At 66.1% G+C, this 19,587-nt stretch carries 12 protein-coding genes, 1 tRNA gene and 1 pseudogene; 4 read left to right on the top strand and 10 right to left on the bottom strand.

Annotated elements, in window-relative coordinates:
* Positions 1 to 493 precede the first annotated feature (493 nt).
* A complete protein-coding gene (gene drmD, locus ACRAKF_RS06385) occupies positions 494 to 3,727 on the bottom strand; it encodes a DISARM system SNF2-like helicase DrmD (RefSeq protein WP_447035901.1) in 3,234 nt (1,077 codons plus the stop codon).
* A gap of 340 nt (positions 3,728 to 4,067) precedes the next feature.
* Between drmD and ACRAKF_RS06380 the strand changes: the two genes are divergently transcribed.
* Positions 4,068 to 5,174, top strand: a complete 1,107-nt coding sequence (locus tag ACRAKF_RS06380) for a helix-turn-helix domain-containing protein (RefSeq protein WP_447035900.1) — start codon at positions 4,068 to 4,070, stop codon at positions 5,172 to 5,174.
* Positions 5,171 to 5,776 (top strand): hypothetical protein, encoded by a 606-nt coding sequence (locus tag ACRAKF_RS06375; protein ID WP_447035899.1) that lies wholly within the window; start codon positions 5,171 to 5,173, stop codon positions 5,774 to 5,776. The genes ACRAKF_RS06380 and ACRAKF_RS06375 overlap by 4 nt, the downstream gene beginning before the upstream one ends.
* A gap of 102 nt (positions 5,777 to 5,878) precedes the next feature.
* On the opposite strand, the gene ACRAKF_RS06370 is transcribed toward ACRAKF_RS06375, so the two are convergent.
* Together ACRAKF_RS06370 and ACRAKF_RS06365 are read right to left on the bottom strand one after the other, a co-directional pair.
* Positions 5,879 to 6,940: a Wadjet anti-phage system protein JetD domain-containing protein gene (locus tag ACRAKF_RS06370; RefSeq protein ID WP_447035898.1), complete on the bottom strand. Its 1,062-nt coding sequence runs from the start codon at positions 6,938 to 6,940 to the stop codon at positions 5,879 to 5,881.
* On the bottom strand, positions 6,937 to 9,663 hold the full coding sequence (locus ACRAKF_RS06365) for a hypothetical protein (RefSeq protein WP_447035897.1): 2,727 nt from the start codon (positions 9,661 to 9,663) through the stop codon (positions 6,937 to 6,939). Before ACRAKF_RS06365 ends, ACRAKF_RS06370 begins: the two co-directional genes overlap by 4 nt.
* A gap of 108 nt (positions 9,664 to 9,771) precedes the next feature.
* On the opposite strand from ACRAKF_RS06365, the gene ACRAKF_RS06360 reads away from it, so the two are divergent.
* The gene (locus ACRAKF_RS06360) at positions 9,772 to 9,954 is read left to right on the top strand and encodes a hypothetical protein (RefSeq protein ID WP_447035896.1); all 183 of its coding nucleotides are present in this window, start codon (positions 9,772 to 9,774) and stop codon (positions 9,952 to 9,954) included.
* A 328-nt stretch (positions 9,955 to 10,282) separates the two neighbouring features.
* Here ACRAKF_RS06360 and ACRAKF_RS06355 read toward each other — a convergent pair whose 3' ends face one another.
* The 4 genes from ACRAKF_RS06355 to ACRAKF_RS06340 all read right to left on the bottom strand — a co-directional run bounded on the left by ACRAKF_RS06355 (position 10,283) and on the right by ACRAKF_RS06340 (position 14,597).
* A complete protein-coding gene (locus ACRAKF_RS06355; protein ID WP_447035895.1) occupies positions 10,283 to 11,401 on the bottom strand; it encodes a hypothetical protein in 1,119 nt (372 codons plus the stop codon).
* Between the two features lie 25 nt (positions 11,402 to 11,426).
* Positions 11,427 to 12,242 (bottom strand): hypothetical protein, encoded by an 816-nt coding sequence (locus tag ACRAKF_RS06350; RefSeq protein WP_447035893.1) that lies wholly within the window; start codon positions 12,240 to 12,242, stop codon positions 11,427 to 11,429.
* Entirely contained in the window at positions 12,239 to 13,846 is a 1,608-nt protein-coding gene (locus ACRAKF_RS06345; RefSeq protein WP_447035891.1) for a hypothetical protein, read from the bottom strand. The genes ACRAKF_RS06350 and ACRAKF_RS06345 overlap by 4 nt, the downstream gene beginning before the upstream one ends.
* Before the next feature lie 678 nt (positions 13,847 to 14,524).
* Positions 14,525 to 14,597, bottom strand: a tRNA-Arg gene (locus tag ACRAKF_RS06340).
* A gap of 210 nt (positions 14,598 to 14,807) precedes the next feature.
* Between ACRAKF_RS06340 and ACRAKF_RS06335 the strand changes: the two are divergent.
* A pseudogene (locus ACRAKF_RS06335) lies at positions 14,808 to 15,071 on the top strand (DUF5655 domain-containing protein); the annotation flags it as partial.
* A 120-nt stretch (positions 15,072 to 15,191) separates the two neighbouring features.
* Here the strand turns inward: ACRAKF_RS06335 and ACRAKF_RS06330 are convergent.
* The 3 genes from ACRAKF_RS06330 to ACRAKF_RS06320 form a co-directional block, all read right to left on the bottom strand.
* A complete protein-coding gene (locus ACRAKF_RS06330; RefSeq protein ID WP_447035889.1) occupies positions 15,192 to 15,764 on the bottom strand; it encodes a hypothetical protein in 573 nt (190 codons plus the stop codon).
* Positions 15,765 to 15,900: 136 nt separating this feature from the next.
* A complete protein-coding gene (locus ACRAKF_RS06325) occupies positions 15,901 to 18,384 on the bottom strand; it encodes a tyrosine-type recombinase/integrase (RefSeq protein WP_447035887.1) in 2,484 nt (827 codons plus the stop codon).
* Positions 18,381 to 19,532: a tyrosine-type recombinase/integrase gene (locus ACRAKF_RS06320; RefSeq protein WP_447041842.1), complete on the bottom strand. Its 1,152-nt coding sequence runs from the start codon at positions 19,530 to 19,532 to the stop codon at positions 18,381 to 18,383. The genes ACRAKF_RS06325 and ACRAKF_RS06320 overlap by 4 nt, the downstream gene beginning before the upstream one ends.
* Positions 19,533 to 19,587: the final 55 nt, after the last annotated feature.

Genomic DNA, 19,587 nt, shown 5'->3' with positions numbered 1-19,587 from the left:
GCACGCAGCAGCTCCTCCATGCGGTCGATGGGGCTGGCCGACCAGCCGTCGGTGAGTGGGTCGCGCAGGGAGTCCGTAGGGTCGGTGACCAGGACGAGGGCCCCGGTCGTGTCTCCGTGGACGAGGGCACCGTCGGCGCGCACGGTGACGGTGTAATCCGGTGAGTGGACCTCGGCTGCGGCTGGGGCGGGCACGGTGTAGGAGGCGCCCCACCGCAGCCCCTGGCGCAGGACGAGGTCGACCCAGGTGTCGCGGGCCTCGCGGTACAGGTCGAGGGCGGCTTCGTCGCCCGGGTGCTCGTCCCAGTTCTCCCACGCCTTCTCGAAGGCGGGCTTGGCGTCCTTGATGGCGTCGAGCGCCCGGGAGTCGGGCTGGGGAATGCCTTCGCGGTAGACGCGTTCCAGGGCGGGGATGGCGAGGAAGGGGCCGTCGGTGTCGACGAGTTCGAGCCAGGCGCGGTGCAGGTCGGCGGCGGTCGGGGGGTAGCGGCGGCTCATGCCTTGACCATTCCGTTCTTCGCGTCTTCGGGGGTGAGGGCGAACACGACCGCGGCGGCGGATACGTAGGGCCTGATGTCGCTGTAGCGCTCCTGGATCGAGGCGATCTCGCGCGCCTCCTCGTCACCCAGGCTGTCCAGGCGCTCGTTCATGTGGTGCAGGTCCCGGCGTCGCTGCTTCTGCTGGTCGTCGGTGAACAGCAGTTCTTCCTCGGCACGGATGGCCTGCTCCAGGCGGTCGCGGGACTCACGCAGGTTGAGCCGGAAGGCGCCGAAGATCTCGTGGGCGCGCTTGATATCGGAGTCCCGGCGCTGGGTGAGTGCCTCGGTGACCTTCTCCTGACGGCTGGCGCTCTTGCGTTCCATCGCGGTCAGCAGGCGTGTGCGCAGCCGGGAACCGTCGTCGTTCCACTGCTCGGCGAGGTGAGCACGTACCTTCTCATCGGCTAGGAGCAGATCGGCGGAGTCGAGGGTCTCGTCGAGGACCTGCTCGACCTTGGACTCGGCAAGGGCCTGACCACGCAGCCGGACGCCCGTGAGGAACACCTCCTCGTGGAGGCGCAGCCCGCCGCGTCCGACCAGGACGAGCCGGGAGACCGCGGCGACACAGGACTCGGGAAGGCCGGGGGCGATGACGGCGGTGACCCGGTGCACCGGGGAGTCCGTGCTGAAGAGCGCGGAGCGCAGGGTGCGGGTGGCGCGCTGCATGAGGGCGTGCCCGAGGTGGATGTGGACCAGGTCGGTGCGGTGTTGCGCGGCCTGGTCGTCGAAGGTGATGGGGCGCGGGATCCCAGGCTCCAGGCGGGTGTCCAGGCCACGCAGGGCCGGCTGCCAGGAGCGGCTGAGATTCGGGATCTCGAAGACCTGTGCTTCGGTGCGGTCGTCGCCGATCTCGACGAGCGGGGGCTGAGAACTCAGCGTCAGCGCCGTGTCCACCACTCGGCGGGCGTTCGCGGGCGTGAGATGCATGGCGGCCTTGCTCTCGTGGTACGTCTCGGAGAGCTTGGTGAGCCGACGGTTCAGCTCCATTCCGCCGGCCAACACGCGGGTGATCACCGCGTTGCCGTCGTCCGGCGCGGTCAGCCGGGCCTTGCGCGCCGTACGGGTGGGGGCGAAGTGTTCCTGCACCTCGGCATCGATGACCTGGTTGACCTTGCCGAGGTCCTCGGTAGCCTGTCCGACCTTGGTCGCGATGATTCCCATGAACTTCATGTCCGCGTCGTACGTCGTGGAGCCGGAGACCGGCACGAAGTGGAAGATCTCCGGGTGCTTCGTCTGGCCGTAGCGGTCGATCCGGCCGATGCGCTGCTCCAGGCGGGACGGGTTGAAGGGGACGTCGAAGTTGACCAGGCGGTGGCAATGGGTCTGCAGGTCGATGCCCTCGCCGGCGGAGTCGGTGGCGAGCAGGACGCGGACCGGGTGCTTGTCCGGGCTCTCGGTGAACCGGGCGCGGATCTTCTCCCGCTCCTCGGTCGGGGTCGAGCCCTGGATGACCTCCAGTACGTCGTTGTAGCCCCGCTGGCGCAGGACGCGCTCGATCCATTCGAGGGTGGCCGCGTACTCCGTGAAAACCACGACACGTTCGTTGGTCCAGTGGGTGCCGTCCGGCCGGCAGACCGCGGCGAGGAAGGTCAGCAGTTCTTCCAGCCGGGAGTCCGGCTTATGCTCGTAGCGGCGCCCCCACTCGACGAGCGAGGCGATCTCGCTGCTGGTGGCCGCGACCAGGGGGTCCGAGCCCTTGGTCTGGCGCAGCGCGGTGAACTCGGGGTGTTCGGCCGCGCCCTCCTCCTCGTCGGACTGGCCGCTGCCCAACACCTCTGTGTAGTACTGGTCTTCGTCGTCCATCCGAAGCTGTCGGTCACCGCCGTCCGAGCCCTCGTACAGCTCAAGGGTGCGGGCGAAGGACCACGGGCTGGACAGGAAACGCTTTTTCAACAGCATCGCGACGATGTCGCCGCCCGTGCCCTTGCCGTTCGCCCGGGCACTGTCCGCCAGCAGCCGCTCCAGCCGCGCGAACTGCTGCTGCTCCTCCTCCGACGGCGTGAACGGGAGGGTCCCCAGCTTCCGGGTCTTGAACTCCTTGTCCGGCAGATCAGTCTTCAGCCACCGCACCATCACCTCCTTCAGTGCCTGCTCGTCGATGCTCGCGCCGCGGGTGAACCGGCGACTGTCGATCATCTCCAAGAGGGCCGTGAACGACTCCGAATAGCCGTTGTGCGGCGTCGCACTCAGGAACAGCCGGTGCTCGCACGCTTCCGCGAGCCGCATCGTCGCTGTCGTCCGCTTGCTGTCCACCGCGTAGCCGCGCTGCCCCGGCGCCGTCGTCGGGCTGGCCGGCGCCACATGGTGCGCTTCGTCGACCACCAACACGTCGAACGCGTACCGCCTGGCCGTGCTCGCACTGCGTACATCGGCCAGCACGTCGCGCAGCAGGCGCTGCGCCCGCAGTGACGGCAGCCACGCCATGCTCACGATCACGCGCGGAAAGAGCCGGAACGGGTTGGCGTTCAGCCCGTGGCTCCGCCGCACCTTCGCCATCAGCTCGCTGTTGACGATGACGAAGTCGAGGCCGAACTTTTCCCGCATCTCGTCCTGCCACTTCAACGACAGACTCGGCGGGCACACGATCACCACGGACCGCGCGCGGTGCCGCAGCAGCAGCTCCTGCACGACAAGCCCGGCCTCGATGGTCTTGCCCAGGCCGACGTCGTCCGCGAGCAGCAGGTTCGTACGCGACGACTGAAGGGCCCGGCTCAGTGGCACTAGCTGGTACGCCTCCACGTTCGCGCCGCTGCGGAAGGGAGCCTGATAGGAGTCGGTGTCCGCCGAGGTGACCGCACCCCAACGGACCGCGTCCACGAACGCCGCGAGGGTGTTCGGATCGTCGAACGCCTCCGCCCGCACGGTCTCCGGCAGCCCCTGATTCGGGGCGACAGTGTGCCCGACCTCCAGCTCCCAGACCACCGTCAGCTCCTGCCCGAGCCGGTCCTCGTCCAGCGACTGCAGGCTGACCACATGGGCAAGGCCCGGCACGCCCTCATCTGCGGGGCTACGTGGAAGCCCCTGCTTACGGACATCAGACACGGCCCAGGTCGAGCCCCGGACCTTGACGACCTGCCCGGGCTCCGGGACCGGTGGAAGGGCAGTCGCGCTCGCGGTACTGCTCGCTGATCCCTGCGGATGCTCCGTAGCGGTCGCCACCTGGGCGGACTCCTTCACTGATGCCGTCATTGCCGGACTGAGATCCCCTATGCGCTTCGCGCCGCCACGAGGCGCTGGAGGATCACGAAAGCACCAGTATCTACGACCTTGGGCGCGGCCTGCTTCGAGTCGCGCGAACTCGCTGACAGCGCTGGTTAGCCGGGTGCAGGAGTGCCCTAACAGACTGTCCCGGGAGGCGTTGGCAGCCACGGGCTCCTGGGACCGGACTCCGCTCGATCTCGGGTAAATGGTGATGCGATCCTCCAGTTGAAGCTGGTGTCTCTGGCTGGAGAGCAGTACAGGTTCGACACCTGGGGATCGTCTGCCATGCGCCTTGAGAACTGGGCAGATGGCGGACTACTGTCCACGGGTGTCCAGCATCTCCGATCGCGTGAGAAGCCTGATCGACCAGTCGGGCTTGAGCCTCCATGATTTCGCCGACCAGGCCGACCTCGACGCCGAGCAGTTCCGTGAGTGCCTCAGCGGCACGAGCCCCTTCTCAACTGTTGATCTCGCGGTCATTGCCGATGAATTCCACGTCTCCATGGACTGGCTGCTCACCGGAGCCGAGCCCCCACTGGCCGTGGCAGCGAGAACGACCACTGGAAAGGCGGCCGAGGCACTGGCAGCCGCCCGGGACTACGTTGCCCGACGCGCCGACCTGGACAAGCTCGGCTATACGCAGCCCTGGCGGCCCGTCTCCCCGGCAGCGCCTGCTGGCAGTACCTACGCTGCCCAGGGAGAGGCGCTGGCGAAATCAGCTCAGAGGGCGGTGGAGCTCCAGGGACGATTGGTGCTCCAGGGCGGCTTGCCGGAACTGATCGAGGCGGTCTTCGGGGCCGATGTGGCTGTCGAGCCGCTGGGCGACGGCTTTGACGGCCTCGCTGCCACGGGTCAAGGTGCCAAGCTCATCCTCCTGACCACGACATCTAACCCGGCACGTCAGCGCTTCACTCTCGCGCACGAACTCGGGCACCTTCTCGCCGACAACGACCAGGACGTCCACCTCGATCGCGATATCTTCGAACGGGCCCAGAAGATCGACCCGAGCGAGCAGCGAGCCAACGCCTTCGCTCCCGTCTTCCTCTTGCCCGAGCAACCGCTGCGCGAAGCAGTCGGTGCAGTGAAATTGACCCGGGAAAGCTTTGCCGCGCTCTGCTGCGACTTCATGGTCAGCCCTGCGACCCTGGCCTACAGACTGCTCACGCTTCGTGTGATCGACGCCGGCGCCTGCGACTACTACAAGCGCATGACCGTGCGCGAGGCCGCAGTCGTCGCTGACCGCGTGGAAGTACTCGACCGGCAAGTCGCGGCCTCGCAGGAGAAAAGGCTCCCCGGACTTCTTGTACGCGACACGCGCGCTGCCTACGAGGCCGGCAAGGCGACCTTGCGTCCGTACGCGTCGCTACTCGGCGTTGATGTCGACGAGCTCAGAGACCAGTTAGCGTCCGGACAGGACAACGGCGGTACAGCATGAGCGACTTCCTGTTCCCGGACAACACCGTGCTGTGCAACTTCGCCGCCGTTGAACGCCTCGATCTGCTTCGCGCGGTCCTGGCCGGCCGCGGCAAGTGGACCGCGGCTGTGTCGCGGGAGGCCCGCAAATCGGCCGAACAGCTGCCCGCTCTTCACGACCTGAGAGAACAGGGCTGGCTCGGCGAAGCAATCCGAGTAACGGCTCCGGATGACGTTGAGAACGTCGGGCGCCTTCGCACAGCTGTGTTCGGCGGCCAAGCCGACCGGTACCTGCAGCACCTCGGCGAGGCCGAGACCTGCCACATCATCCAACGCTGGCCCCAGTTCTCCGGTGCATGGTGGATATCGGACGATAAATCCGCTCTTGAGTATGCAATTGGGCAGGGCATCATGACGGCGGAGACGCTCGACGTGATGCAGCTTGCCGTGAAAGCGGGATTCGTCGCGGCGGAGGACGGCTTCGCCCTGATGCAGAAGATGCGCCAGCTGAACCGCTATCCGCGGCTTCCCCAGTCCGTCGCCGACCTCACCGTCCTCCCATGGTCGCTCGCTGAACTTTTACCTGGTCAGGGCGACGACGAAGCTACCGCGCACACCACCTAGCAACTGCCTCCCCAGTCCGTAGGACGGCCCCTGCGCAAGGAGGCAGGCCCATGCTAAGCCCCGCCAGCGAGAGTCACGGCGAACAATTGCCGAAGGGGAGGCTCACCATCGCCAGTCTGGATCGAGACTGAGTTCGTTCCGGTTGGTTGCTTCCTGCGCGATGCGTTGCCCTTTGGTCAGCAGGACGTGCGCTGCCTCCCGGAGTTCCTCGGGGAGCCATGCCGTCAGGCTGTGGGCCCGGTCGCTGGCGATGATGTCGCCGGCGTTGGATTCGCGGCCCAGCAACAGGCGGTACAGCCCCGTCGCCGGTTCGATAGGTGGCAGTCCGTGCTGGACGCCGTTGATTGAGGCTCTGGCTGGGATGGCGATGCCTTCGGCGTCGAGGTCGCCGTAATAGACGATGCGGTGGATGCCAGGGAGCTCAGCGATGTTTTCTACGGATGCTTCGAAGGCTCTTCCGGAGCCGAAGGCGATGTATCCGATGGGGCCGGGGGCGGCCTTGAGCAGGTTGTGCAAGGTGGCGTAGGTGTCGCTGTTTTCCACTACGAGCATGGTGTCGCCGTCGCCGAGCCTGCGGTGGGCCAGCGGTGGCGGTTCGCGGTAGGTGGAGAGCTGTTCGAGGGTCAGTCTGCCGGGGGCGAAGAGTGCTCCGGTGATCAGGGTGTCGAGGCGCTTTTCGTAGCGGAAGATCTCGTGTGAGCGCTCGCGTAGGGGGAGGGGAGCGCGGCGGGCTGGTTGATTGTGGGTATCCCGGAACCAGCGGTTGCAGGCGAGGAGGTCTTCGGTTTGGGACGCGGTCAACCGAGTGCCGTAGGCCCAGTTGAGCTCTGGCCGCCATGACACATGCTGGCGTGGGGTAGAGGATTTCGCTGGCGGCGCGGTGGGGATCCGGACCTGTTCCGGAAGGGCCGGGCGGCCGGCGTCCCATTTGGTGGGGGAGGTGGGCAGGGCGATGATGCCGTGTTCGGCGATTTCGTACAGGAGTGTGGCGAGCGTGCTGCGTGCGTTCTCGCCGCTGGCGGCGCCCGGTAGAGCGTCGCGGAATGCCTCGATGAGGGTGGCTCGGCCGACCGTGACGCGGTCGGTGCGGGCCTGGAGCGCGGCGCTGAGTTGTGCTGCTGCGGGGGAGAGCGGCACTTGGAGTTGTCCCGTGGGGGAGGTCATTTAGCGTCGCCCTGCTTCCTGTACAGCCGGGCAGAGGTGAGGACACCGACGGGTTCGGGGACGTCTTGGTCTGGAGTGATACGGGGGGCGGGGATGAGAGCGTTGCGTACCCGTTCGTCGAGCCGGATGAGGGAGAGACCGCTTCGGGCCTCGGCGTCGTTGCGGAGCTGGATGCGCATGGGGAACCGCGAGATGACGTCCTCGTCACTCAGTCCGGTGGTGTAGATCAGCTGGATTCCGAGGGCGGCGGCCATCTCCATCTGGATGTCGACGAGGTACCCGGCGTTGGCCCGGCCGATGGGGTTGTCGAGCAGGAGCAGTCCGCCGTTGCGGGTGCGGCTGCGAGGTCCGGGTGAAGTACGGAGTGCGGCGAGTGCGCAGTACAGGAGGATGGCCCCGGTCAGTTCCTGGCCACCGGAGAAGACGCGGCTCATTTCCTCGACGGGGACGCGGTCCAGGCGTTGGGAGGCGTTGGGCTTCATGACCTCGGCGGTGAATCCGCGGGGGACGGCTGCTACGAGGCAGCGCATGACGACATCGATGCCCTTGAGCTTGCGAGTGCGTTGATTGCCGGCCAGTGCATCGACGGATTCGTGCATCTGGGCGGCTAGGGCAGTGAGATCCGGTTTCTTGTAGCGGATGTTGAGGAACTTCTGTCCGGACCAGGGAGCGTCCCCCTCAGGGAAGGCGGAGAAGCGGCTGGCCTGGTCGAGGCGCTGCAAAAGGTCGGTGACGTGGCCGCTGAGTTGTGAGGAGAGGGCCTCGCGGGCCTTGGCCATGCCTTCGAGATCTGAGTTCAGGGCTGCGATGCGAGAGGTCAGTGCATCGGTCCAGGTGGCAGCCATTGCTGGGATGTGGCGGCTGTCCAGGGCGGAGATCTGCGTACGCAGCGGGATGTCGAGTCCTTCGAATCGGACATCGGCGGGTACTTCTTTGAGCCGGCTGACGCTTCCTTCCAGGCTTCGCTCTGCCTGGCGGGCTGCGTCCCGGCACGTGGTGTGTGCGGCTGTCACCTGTCGAGCGGCGAATGCGGCTGCTTCCGCAGTGCCGTCGTAGGGCTCCCGGTCCGGAGGAACGGTTAGGCCATGGACAGCGGTTTCCAGCACCGGGAGGATACGGTCGAATGCCGCAAGCTCCTTGGTGGAACTGGCCTGATCGCGGCGGGCGGTGTTGAAGGCTGCGGCGGCAAGACGTTCCTTGTCCTGAGCCGTGTCGAGTTCGCCCGTGGCCCGGGCCTCCAGCTCGCGGGCCTCAGTAACGGTGGTCGGCGTCCAGGCTGCGGCGTCTTCGTCGTTCAGCGAGACTGCCGAGGTGAGGTGCTTGGAGCGTTCCGCAAGACGGCTCGACTGATCCCGCAGTCGCTGAAGGGCCACGTCGCAGGAGTCGATCTTGGCGGTGAGGGCGCGCAGAATGGCGTCGCGTTGAACGGGGTCACCGGCCCGTCCATCGCGACTGTGGGCCATGGCCAGACCTCGTACCTGTTCGGGGACTTTGTTCCATTCTTCCTGGCTCGCGAGCAGAGCCTTCTGCGCGGCCGTGGCGCGCACTTGCTGGTCCTCGCCGACCTCAACGCCCCTCAGCTCGTCCTGCGCTTGCAGATAGCGTTGTTGGAGAGAGGGGAGGGGCAACAGGGTTGCGTTGGAGGCGTCGTGTGCCTGTTGCGCTTGGGACGTGCTGGTGATCTCTTCGCGCGCCCGGGCGTATCGGTCTGCGGCCTGCTCAGCTGATTCGATGGCGCGCGCGAGATACAGGATCTCCTCACCCGCCTGGTCGATCTGGCCCGCCAGTAACTCGAGTTCGTTGGTGCGGGCGACCCTCTCGCCGGCAAGGGCCTTGATCCGGGCCCGTGCTAGGTCGGCAGCGGTCTCCTCCTCCGCCAGGCGAGCCAGATCCTCGGCGATCCTCTGCGCTGCCTTAAGACCTTCGGTACGGCGTTCGCATTCGTCCTCCGCGACCTCCAGCGCAGTCTCCTGCTCACCTGCTGCGGTGCGGGCTGCGGCCAGTGCGGTCTCGGCCTCTTCAGCAGAGGTCTCCAGCAGTTCCGGCTGGCCAAGCAGGTCGGACACAGTCCGCATACCGCAGGCATCACGCCAGTTCGCGATCTGGCGCAGAAGGTCTCGTACAGCGGTGATGCGCTGTCCGAGCAAGTTCAACTCGCGGGTGACCTCGGTGATGCGGGCGTCGACCGCAGCGCGCTCGTGTGCGGCGGCTTCTTCGTCGTGGAGGGCGGGGGTAGGTTCGACCACGAATCGTCCACCGTCGGACGCTGCATGGGTGCTCAGCATCCGTTCTCCGGTGCCGACGGTGACGGCCGCGGAGGGCAGGGGGCGAAGGTGCTCCACAATGCTCTGGGCTGTGTCCAAGCCGTCGAGACCGCCCACGATGATCCCGCCGACCAGGTCGGGGTGTGTACTGATGACCTGCTGGCGCTCCGTGGTCGGGATGTTGTCGCGCATCCACTGCCAGCCGGGCACCGCGTGGATCCCGTGGTCCGACAGTTGGCCGCACAGGTCGCGTACCTCTTCGGCGGCAGGCAGCAGGCCCTCGCTGGTGTCGAGGAGGGAGAGGAGGTCCTGATCGTTCTGCAGGTCGATGTGCTTGCGTGTCAGTGCGGTCTCGAGGCCGCCGGTGCGACGCTCGGCGAGCTGGTGCAGGGCGCCGGCATGGTCACCCAGCCAGCGCAATGCGTCGCCGGCGCCAAGCTCGTCGCTGTTGGCTTCCAATAGCTCGGCACACAGCGGGTTGCTGCGGATGGCTACAGCCTGAGCTCGCAGTTGGCTGCTCTCCTCGTCCGCTGCCGTTGCGGCCGCACGCGCGGACCAGGCCAGTGCTTGTTGCTCCGCCAGTGCGGTGTGGGCGCGGTCCCGTTCGGTTCGGACGCTCTTGCGGGCCTGGTCGGCTTCACGCAGCAGCTGCTTGCTGTGGTGTGCGTGATCCTGGATGCGGGCGGCGGCATCGGCGGCGCTTTCTTGCGGGGCAAGGAGATCATGTTCCCGGGCGGCGTTAAGGCGTAATGCGAAGGCGTCGGTCTGCTTCTGTAGGGTGCGGGTTTCCTCCTGGGCAGCGCCTGCCGCGGTGAGTAGCTTGTTGCTTCGGGTACGCCATTGTTCGATCTGTTTCTGCGTCTCGGCTGTGGTGTCTTTGTGCGTGCGGATCGTGTCGCGGGCCTCTTTCTCGGCCCGGGTATAGCCCGCGCGTAGAGCTGCCGCTGCGGCGTCTAGGGCTTGGACGAAGGGGGCGGCGGTTAGTTCGGCCTGGACGAGGGCCCGCTGGGCACGGTTGTTGTTGTCCAGTGCCTGTGTGTGACGCAGCGCGATCGGGACGCTCGCCCACGCCGTCCTCTCATCTTGCGCCTGTTGCCTGTTGCCTGTTCTTCTGGGTTTCCTGCTCTTGGGCGGTGATCTCGTCCAGTTCGAGGGTGTGGGAACACGCCTGTACGTGCTGGACGCGGGAGTGGGCGAGTTCGCTGGTGCGCTTCGCGGCTTCCAGCGCGCGATGCGTGTCCTTGAGGGTGGTGTTTCTCTCGGCCTCGGTGGCGGTGAGGGCGGTGTGACGTGCCCGGATCGCGGAGGTGAGGTGAACGAGGTCCTTTTCGGCGTTCTTGGCTGCACCGGCATGCCGGTTGAGCGTGTCGTGGAGGCCGGCGACGTCCTCGCATGCGTGCTGCATCTCCACCGCGAACTGCCGCTCCCTTTCCCAGAGGGCGCGTTCGTCATGTGCAGCGGCATAACCGTGGAAGGCCGTGCCCAGTTCGGTGTACCGGTCATCGTCTGTGGCCTTGCGCAGCAGCCATTCGACGAAGGCGTCGGCGGTGTTGGTGGTGAAGGCTGCGGCGGCGTCGCTCTCCTTGGCGTTCATCCTGCGCTGCACGTCAAAGAGTTCGGGCTGCAGGCCGAGGCCGCGCTGGTGTTTCTCCCACTTCTCCTGGCCTTCGACGATGTGCAGTTCGAGCGCTTCCACTCGTTTTTCCCAGTCGCGCAGTTCGGTGCAGTAGTCCTCGTACGGAGTCCAGTGCCCTTGACGGTGGAAGGGAAGCCTGTCGGCGTCCAGGGCTGCAGAAGGGTGGAAGCTGTAGAAGCAGCGGTGCAGTTTGCCGTCGTGTTCGGGGGCCAGGACCTGTGCGGTGACCAGCAGGCGTCCGGTGCGGGCGTCGGCCCATTCGAGTACCACGTGCGACGGCTGGGCCATCGAAACGGTGAAGTTGCGTAGTGACTCCAGATCGCTGTGACGGTAGGGGATGGTGGTGCAGGTGATGCCGGTCAGTAAGACGCCTTTGCCGCCGCCGTTCTGCAGCATCACCAGGCTGGTGGGTGCCGGGCGCTGGGCGACATGTCCGGCGTCGGGGATCAGCGAGGCGGTCTCCACTTCGGCGCCGGCGCCGGAGAAGTCCAGGGGTACGTCTTCGTAGCGGGCATCTCGCGGCCCGAAGTTTCGCAGCAGGATGCGATTGAGCTCATACATGAAAGAGGTCCTTGCAGTAGGGCGGTCAGCTGAACAGGTCGGTTACCGGCGTGTTCTCGGTCGGCGACGGGGGGTCGTCCGGTGATGGCTGGTCGTGGTTGGGTGTGCCGTCCGTGGGGAGCGCTGCGACTCCCAGTGCTGCGAGTTCCTCCAGCATGTCCCGCGCGGCCTGGTCGCGGATCTGCAGTCGGTACTTGACGTTGGTGACATATGTGCCGGCGTCTTCGTCGCTGACCTTGCGTACGAAGCCGTGGCTCTCCAAATGCGCGAACGCCTTCTTCACCAGTGCTCTCGTCGAGGCTCGTGGGGCCCTGTCGGTCTGCGTCTTTCCCGTGGCGTTCCGGCGCAGGTAGGCCCGCCACAGTCCTTCCAGCCCCGGCTGATCGGAGGGTGGATCAACATCTGCGTCACTCTGTGCAAGGCGGCGTTCGATGGTCGACGCCATGACCCGGACCTCTTCATCGACCTGCTTGACTGAGATCCGGCCGACATGCTCGTCATCGTCGAGGTCTTCGGGACGGGGGAAGACCATGGCGGCGATGGTCAGCTGGGCCAGCAGGTACAGGGGGCGATCGGCGGTCTGCGGGACGAGGTCGGAGACGGACACCCCGAAGTCGGTCTCGGGCGTGGTGCCCAGGACCAACCCGGTCATGGGATGAACTTCCAGCACCGTCAGGTCGAATCCCTGGGCGACCTTGCGCACTACCTGCGCGAAGTCCGGCTCAGAGTCGAAGCGTTGGACGAGTCGGGCGTAGTCGACAGAGCGAGCGGGCGCTTTGCGGCGGGCCATGGCGAAGGCGACCATCCGGGCAGCCTCGGCAGCATCCTCGTGACGGTTCATGCACTCTCCTGATCAAGCTGGTGGGCGTCAGGGCCTTGCGGGCGGCGCGGTGCTGGGAAAGTGGGCAGTGGCGCGTTCGTCTGTGACTCCTGCGAGGGACCGATGCCCCCGGTGCGGACCAGGAGGAAGTCGCTGCCGCCAAAGAGGACGTCATCCAGGACTGTGCCGTCGTCGACGGCCACCACGGCAGTTTCACCATCGACGAGTTGGCGCACCGGAATGAGCCGGAAGAGCTGCTGGGTGCGAAGCGTGAGCAACTCGTCGGTGCCTGATTCCGGTCCTGTGCCCGGGCCTGGTTGGCGTGTGGCCGCCAGCAGGGTCGAGAGCCGCACGCCCTGGTCCGTGATGGCAGCCAGCAGCGCGTCCACCGCGTAGTGTTGCTCTTCGCTGAAAGCGGGACGGGCGTCGATCTCCGACCAGTCGTACTCGTTCTGAACCGGCACCAGCTCCCCGCCGGCCTCCTCGGCGACCCTGGTGAGCCCTTCCAGGAAGTCGGGCAGGTACATCACACGAGGACGCACGGGCCCCATGACGGCACGAGTGAACGCCTCCAAGGGGCCCAAGCACGCGTTAAGTGAGAGTTCCAGCACCGGCTGAAGGAGCTGCTCATGTAGATGTACGCGGGTGTGAATGGCCGGAGCCACGAACACCTGACGGTCCTGTTGGCGCCGGAACTCCGGACCGACCGTCATCAGCATGTCAATCAGTACCGCGTGACGTTGCCAGCACTCGTGGATGAGCGCCTCCAGGTCTTGTAGCTGTCTGCGCTTGCGTTCATCGGCGGTGGCTTCCAGTAGTTGGTTGACCCGCTCCTTGTGCTTCGTCTCGGCCGCGGACCGGCTGCGCACGTGCTCCAAAGCCTCATCGACCGTGTCCCTGACTTCCGTGTCCCAGTCCACAGCCCGCACATTGCGCTTCATGGCTTCGATGCGCCCATGGATGTCCTTGGCGTACCGGACGCTCCGGATCCGTGCGTTGTGCGCGGCCTGCCACGCCTCGCTGATCCGTGAACGCTTGAGCAGAGCTTCCAGCTTGGCTTCGGCGGCGATCTGTTCCGAGGCAATATCGACGTCGATCGCATGCACCAGCACGGTGATCGCCGCGTCCGTGGCGATGAGAGCTGCCTGCCCCACGTGATCAGGGACTTCCTTGAGGATCTGGAAAGATGCCTCGCGCGTCTCGAACTTGTTGTCTGTCACGTACCCGACGTCGTGACGGAAAGCGCGGTCGCGTTCTTCGGTGTTGATCAGCCGCTCGGTCACCCAGCGGGCGACTGCCCGGTACTCCTCCCCAGGCCGGCCTGGCTGCTGCAGTGCGGCGAACTCGGCCACGTGTTCCACGACCGTCTCCTGCCGCACAGCTGTCCGCATGTCGGTGCGCAGCGTTACGAAGTCAATCGCGGCCAAGGCCAGTTCAGCCATGCGGTACGGGTCCCACCCGCGCTCCTTCTTGGCCTTGCTGGCATCCAAGGCCAGCACCGGATAGACTACCGCTAGGGCTCGCATCCGCGACGTGATGCTTTCGTAGATTGCGGACGGCTCTTCAAAGATCACCAGGTCTTCCCCCAATTCCCTGTCTCGCGTTGTGATTTCAAGCTGGGACACGGCACTGACAATCACTCAGAATCCGAACTGGTGCGCTATTTGTGGATGCGGTGAGGGGCAGCCTGCGATGGCTGGCGTGCCGCTCTCGGGTGATCGTTCCCAGTTCGTGTGGCCGCCATGGCGGCGGATGGGCGCAGATTAGAGCGGCTGGCGCGAAAGTTATGGCTCAAAGACGTTTCCCTGATCTCCTGCTGAGGTGGAGGTCCTTGGCGTCCGATGGTGTTGTGACGGGGCCGTGCCTCATCCCGGGGCCGATCGCTCCGAAGGTTCGGTAGCGATTGGATGGTGAGGAAGTGGGTGCAGGGTCCTGTCCGGTGAGGCGTTTCTTGCGGATCGGCCGGGGCGGTCTATGCGTGGGAAGGCTGGGAGTATCCCGGCGAGAAAGGCGGCATCCGGGTCAAGGCCCATGATCAGGGCGAGAGCTGGTCATGAAGAGCGACCAGTGAAAAAATAAGGGGCATTGTTCGGCTCTGCTGCAGACTGGCCGAGCTTATGAGGCGCTTCGCTCCCGCGCTTTGAGATCGTTTAGAGGAAGGTGACTGGTGGAGTCAGTTAGATCAACTGGTGGCCCGGCGGGAGAGCGAATCGATGAGACGCGGCTCCTCGCTGCTTTTCGTGTCACAGATCCTGACACAATGGCGGACTTCTAATCCTGCGGCGTAACAGCCAAGGCTTGCGCGCCCCAGGTAGGACTCGAACCTGCGGCCAAGCGCTTAGAAGGCGCCTGCTCTATCCACTGAGCTACAGGGGCTGACCTGCGCAAACGTAGCTCCCCAACGCTGTCCTCCGGGGCGCGGGGGACGCATGGGGGAACAGTTGATTCCCGGTGACTCGGGGGACGCGAGTGCTCCCGATGGGGCCGTACGTAGGCTCTCACATCGTCTTCACGCCTCCGAAGCCTCTCGCGGGAACAGTCCCGCACCCTCTCGGCGTTGCTGATCTTCGAGCCGAGGAGGGGAAGGTGTCGGGCCTGAAGCTGTTCCGCACGGACGCGACGAAGAGCGGCATGACCGAGGTCATGCCGCGTCTGGCCGAGGTCGAGGCCGATGTGCAGGGTCTCGTCGAGGCGCACATGGAGACGCTGCTGGGGGTGCGGTTCCTGGCCAGCGAGTACAGCACCGGGCCCGTCCACGGGGGCCGGATCGACTCGCTCGGGCTGGATGAGAACGGATCGCCGGTCATCGTCGAGTACAAGCGGGGCACGGATGCGGGCGTCTTCTCTGAACTATGCGGTTTCGGCTGTGAAGTTGACGGGCGACGGAACGATGGGACGAAGCCGGTTGGGTTGCGTCCCGAGCAGTGATGTAGCCAAGCGGAGTTCGCGACAGAGACGGCAACGTCGTAGTCAGGTCTCCATGCCTCGTGTTAGGCCCGCCATCTGTATTTGCAAGTTCTTGAGTCGCTCATAAGATTCGATCACGTCCACCTCGAACTTCATCGGCCAGTTCACCTTGGAGTGCCATGAGTATGGCACCCCATCCTCCTTCCATCGGAGATGCGTCACGCGCCAGGCGTTGTAGTGCGCGATGAATTCCATGAAGGAGTCTGGCATTTGGTCGCCCGCGATGAGGTGTGTCTTCGACGACAAGAGGCGCTGGATTGCCTCATTGCGTGGCATGAACTCATGGTCGACCCAGAACAGCCAGAGGGCCTTCTCCTCCTCGCTGAGCGGCCTGCCATTCAGGAACACGGCGTTGCGCCCGAGTGTGTCGCAGAAGTCCTGCCACGCTGACCGCCCCTCCTTCACCAAAAACAGGAGCGGTCCATAGAGTTGCTCGAGCTGCTGTTCCACATGTGTGAGCTGCGCCTCGGCTTGTCTCCGCCTTAGCTCGGCCCGGCTTCCCAGTGCACTATTGATGATCCATCCGGCGGCAGTGGCCATCGCAGCGATCAACGCTGCTAGGAGGGTCGAATCCATGACCTCTGATTCTGGGGCAGTGTCGACCTGGCGGTCCGCCGCTTCTCTCAACTTGTGTTTTTGTCATGGTCTGGGATGGTGTTCTGTCGCGCGTAGCCGCAGGCGAAGGCTCTCGTCAGCGGTGGTCACGTGGATCTCATCCAAGGGTGACGGTCGCTGGTGAGGGGGCTGCAGCGGTGTGGATCGTGGTGGGCATGCCGAGGTCGACGGTGGTCCTCTGAGCAGTGAGTTGGTCGACCTGGGCAAGCTTCTGCTGGGCTCCCGCGAGGCTGACCTGGAGTCCTTCGACTTCACCGAGCCAGCCTTCGCGTTCGGCTTCGGCGATGCGGGCGACGAGGTTGTCGCGGATCTCGACGAGCCGGTCGCGCTGGGCGGGGTCGGGCCAGAGCATCGGGCAGCGGACGCAGGCGTGTTCATGGATGCAGGGGGTGCCGAATGCGCGACCACAGGCGCCGATGGAGACTTTGCGCCGCTCGAAGTGCCCAAGGAATTCATGCCATTCATCATCGGTGGGAACTCGGTATTCCTCGCTGGGACGGAGGGACCGGCGTCGGGCGAGGAAGCTCATGTGCGCCTGAACTGCCTCTTCGGGATAGACGGCCTTGTAGCCGAGGGTGGTGTTGATGTCCTGGTGGCCTGCGATCACCTGGGCGATATGCGGTGGCAGCCCATTGAGAATGGCGTCGGTGATGAACAGCCGACGGAAGTCGTGCGGTGTGTAGCGCAATGGGTCGCCGGTGGCGTCGGTCAGGCCCGTGGCGATGAGGGTTTGGTCCAGCATCGTGCGGACGGTCTCATCGGTGAACGCGCGGTCCTCGCCGGAGATGCGTCGTTGGAACAGCAACGGGGCTGGTGCCTGCCACTCGCATTCGCGCCGGTCCCAGAAACGGACCAGGGGAACCGCGCCGGTGCTGTCCCGGGCTCGGCAGATGATCGCGCTCAGGACGTCAGCGAGCTCGGGGCTGACCAGCAGCAGCCGCTCGGTATCGGTCTTGGACGGCACAATCTGCAGGAGGGGGACGAGCTCACCGGTGGTGGGCAGCCGGTATTGGACCAGGCTGTGGTGGCTGAGTTCGAGTAGTTCTTCGACGCGGATGCCGGTGCTCCGCAGGACCTCGACCGCGGCCCAGGTCCAGAAGGTCCGCTCGTCCTCAAGCCCCAGATCGCGGCGTTTGCCGGTGTCCGGGTCCTCGGCCCAGATCCGGCCGGCCGTTCCGTGCGGAACCACCGCGCGTACGAGTTGCTGACCGGCAGCGGTGAACACCTCGCCAGGGCGGGTATGTCGGGCGGCTTCCAGTACCGCGTCCGCGTCCCTGCGACGCTGGTCGACCGAGCGGACGAGGACTGGCAGCACCGGAAGGCGCTCGCGAGTGCGGGCGTCCATCCGCGCCTTGCGTCGTCGTTGGTGTTTGCGGTTCTCCAACTCGTCAGCCCTCACCGGGCTCGGTGCCACCCACGGGCCCCAGCGGCCGGGGTCTTCCAGTGCCCACTGGGCGATATCGAGGTAGAAGGCCCGCACCTGGATGAGCGTGTCACGGTGATTGAGCCTCTCGACCTTGGTGCTCGTGCGCCGGCCGTCCGGGTCGGTGACAGTCTTGTCCTTGGTGCGAATCCTCTGCTTCCACTGCCCGATGACGTCCGGGGCGAGGCGGAGGCTATGGGCGCCGGGATGGTGGTGCTCGATGTCCTGCCAGAAGCACTTGCCGAGGTGGTAGGAGAGGGACTTCAGGCTGTTGTGATCCAGCGCGGGCTGGCGTTCCCGCAGATAGTCCACCAGCAGATCCCGGACGGGACGACAGATCAGTCCGTAGCGGTCGATCAGCTCTTCCGGAGTGCGCTGTCCCAGGTTGCGGACCGCGCGCAGATTGGGCGGGGCGTCCTCTCCGAAGGCTCCGAACTGGTGCAGCAGACGGTAGAACACCTCGGTCCCTGCCATCGCCCGCCTGAGCACCACGGCTTGGGTATCGAGGAGTTCCAGGACGTCGCCGATGGTGATGTCGGCCAACGTGCCGCCCTTCGCCGCGAGGATGAGGGCGCTGCGGCAGAGCGTCGTGCTGACAGCGCCCGGCCGCACGCCCTGGGCCTGCGAGCCCAGCTCACGAAGGCGCTCAAATCCGCGCGGATCACGGCTATGCGCCATGGAGCGGACCAGCACTCCTTGGCGGCTGGCTCCGGCGGCCAGCCAGTCCACCGACGGCCGCAGCAGCTCAGCGCTGATCACCGTGGTCAGAGCCCGGCCCACTACCGGCATACGCCAGGCTGCCTTCAAGCCGCGCTCGTGAAGCCACTGCTTGATCACCGGCCGCCAGGCGGCGCCGGCCTGCTCGATGCCGCTGGCCTGCCACCGTTCCTGCCAGGTCTGTCCGGGCTGGTCTTCCAGCCAGTCCAGCACCATGACGATGCCGTGCTTGTGGTGCAGTTCGCTGGCAGCGTTCTTCAGCGTGTAGGGCGGACGGGACAGCAACCGGGCCGCCTCGACGCGCGAGCGTTCGGTGCCCGGCCAGCTCTCGGGAACGGTCCGGGCGGGGAAGCGCTGCTGGGCGGCCAGTGCGCGAGTGCGCCCAGGTGAAACCCCGAGCGCCGGTGCGCGGTCGGCGCGTGCCGACAAGGTGGCGGTCACCGGGCACCGGTCCCGAACAGCACATCGAGACTCTCCGGCCGATAGTCGGCTGCGGGAGGAGGCGCGATGCGGGCTGCTGCCTGCCGTGTCTGTTCGGCATGGTGGGCCAGCAGCCGCCGGATCACCACTTCCTTGCGAGGCGTGAGGTAAAGCTGTGTCGTGGTCAACTGAGCATGACCGAGGACGAATTGGACATCGGTGAGGGGCAGGCTGGGATCCTCGGCCATGCGGTAGGCCGCTGTGTGCCGCAGCGCATGCAGCGTCGCAGAGGTCCCCGCCTTAGCATTCGCCCGCTCGAACATCCGGTGAACCGCGTGATAGGTCAGCGGCCTCGACGGCGAGCGCAGGGTCCACCACAGTGGGAGGCGCCGCCCGCACGGGATCGCATCGTCCATCTCCACCTGGTAGAGCCGCAGCCAGACGAACGCGTCGGTTGAGGCCGGGAGTTCCTGGACTTCCCGGGTGCCCTTGCGGACCACCGAGATCACCTGACGCCCCGGATCCACGCCTGCCTGCCATGTACTGAGCAACTCGCTGGCCCGGGCACCGGTGGAGATGTAGAAGGCGACCAAGGCCCGGTCCCGGTGCGACTGGAGCCGAGCGAAGATCTCGTTGAACTCCTCATCAGGGACACTGCGAGGCACCCGCTTGGGCACTCTCGGCCGGTAAAGCCCACTGCGTTCGTTGCGGGGCGGGTCCATCGGGTTGCGATGGGCATGCGCTCGTCGCCCATGACGTGATCGGTCCAGTGGGAACGGGTTGAGGACCGGCCCGGTGCCGATGTCGCGATGGAAGTCGTAGAAGGTCCGCAGCACCGTCTCGCTGTGCGCTCGTACCGACGGCGCGTACGGCTTCCCGCCCGCAGACCACCGGCCCGTCTCACTCGGGCGCCGCCAGTGCGGACGCCTCGGCTGGCCGGCGATCTGCAGCCAGCGGGAGAAGTCCCTGGCCTCGATCCGACTTGCCCGGTCCCACGACACCTCGACAGCCCACAAGAAGCGGAACCAGCGCAGCAGATCCATCCCGTAGGAACGGGCCGTCGTCGCTGAACGACCGGTTCCCTGCAGATTTCGCAGGAAGGCGTCAGCTCCCTCGACCGGTTCCCCGGCCGGGTTGATGAGCCGGTAGGGATCCCACGGGTCATCCATGGCCACCAGCTCTCCGACCAGGGGAACGGACAGGGCTGCCAGGTCTCTCGATGCC

The sequence above is a fragment of the Streptomyces sp. DSM 118878 genome (assembly GCF_052936595.1).
This window is presented reverse-complemented; position numbering and strand designations above follow the sequence as displayed.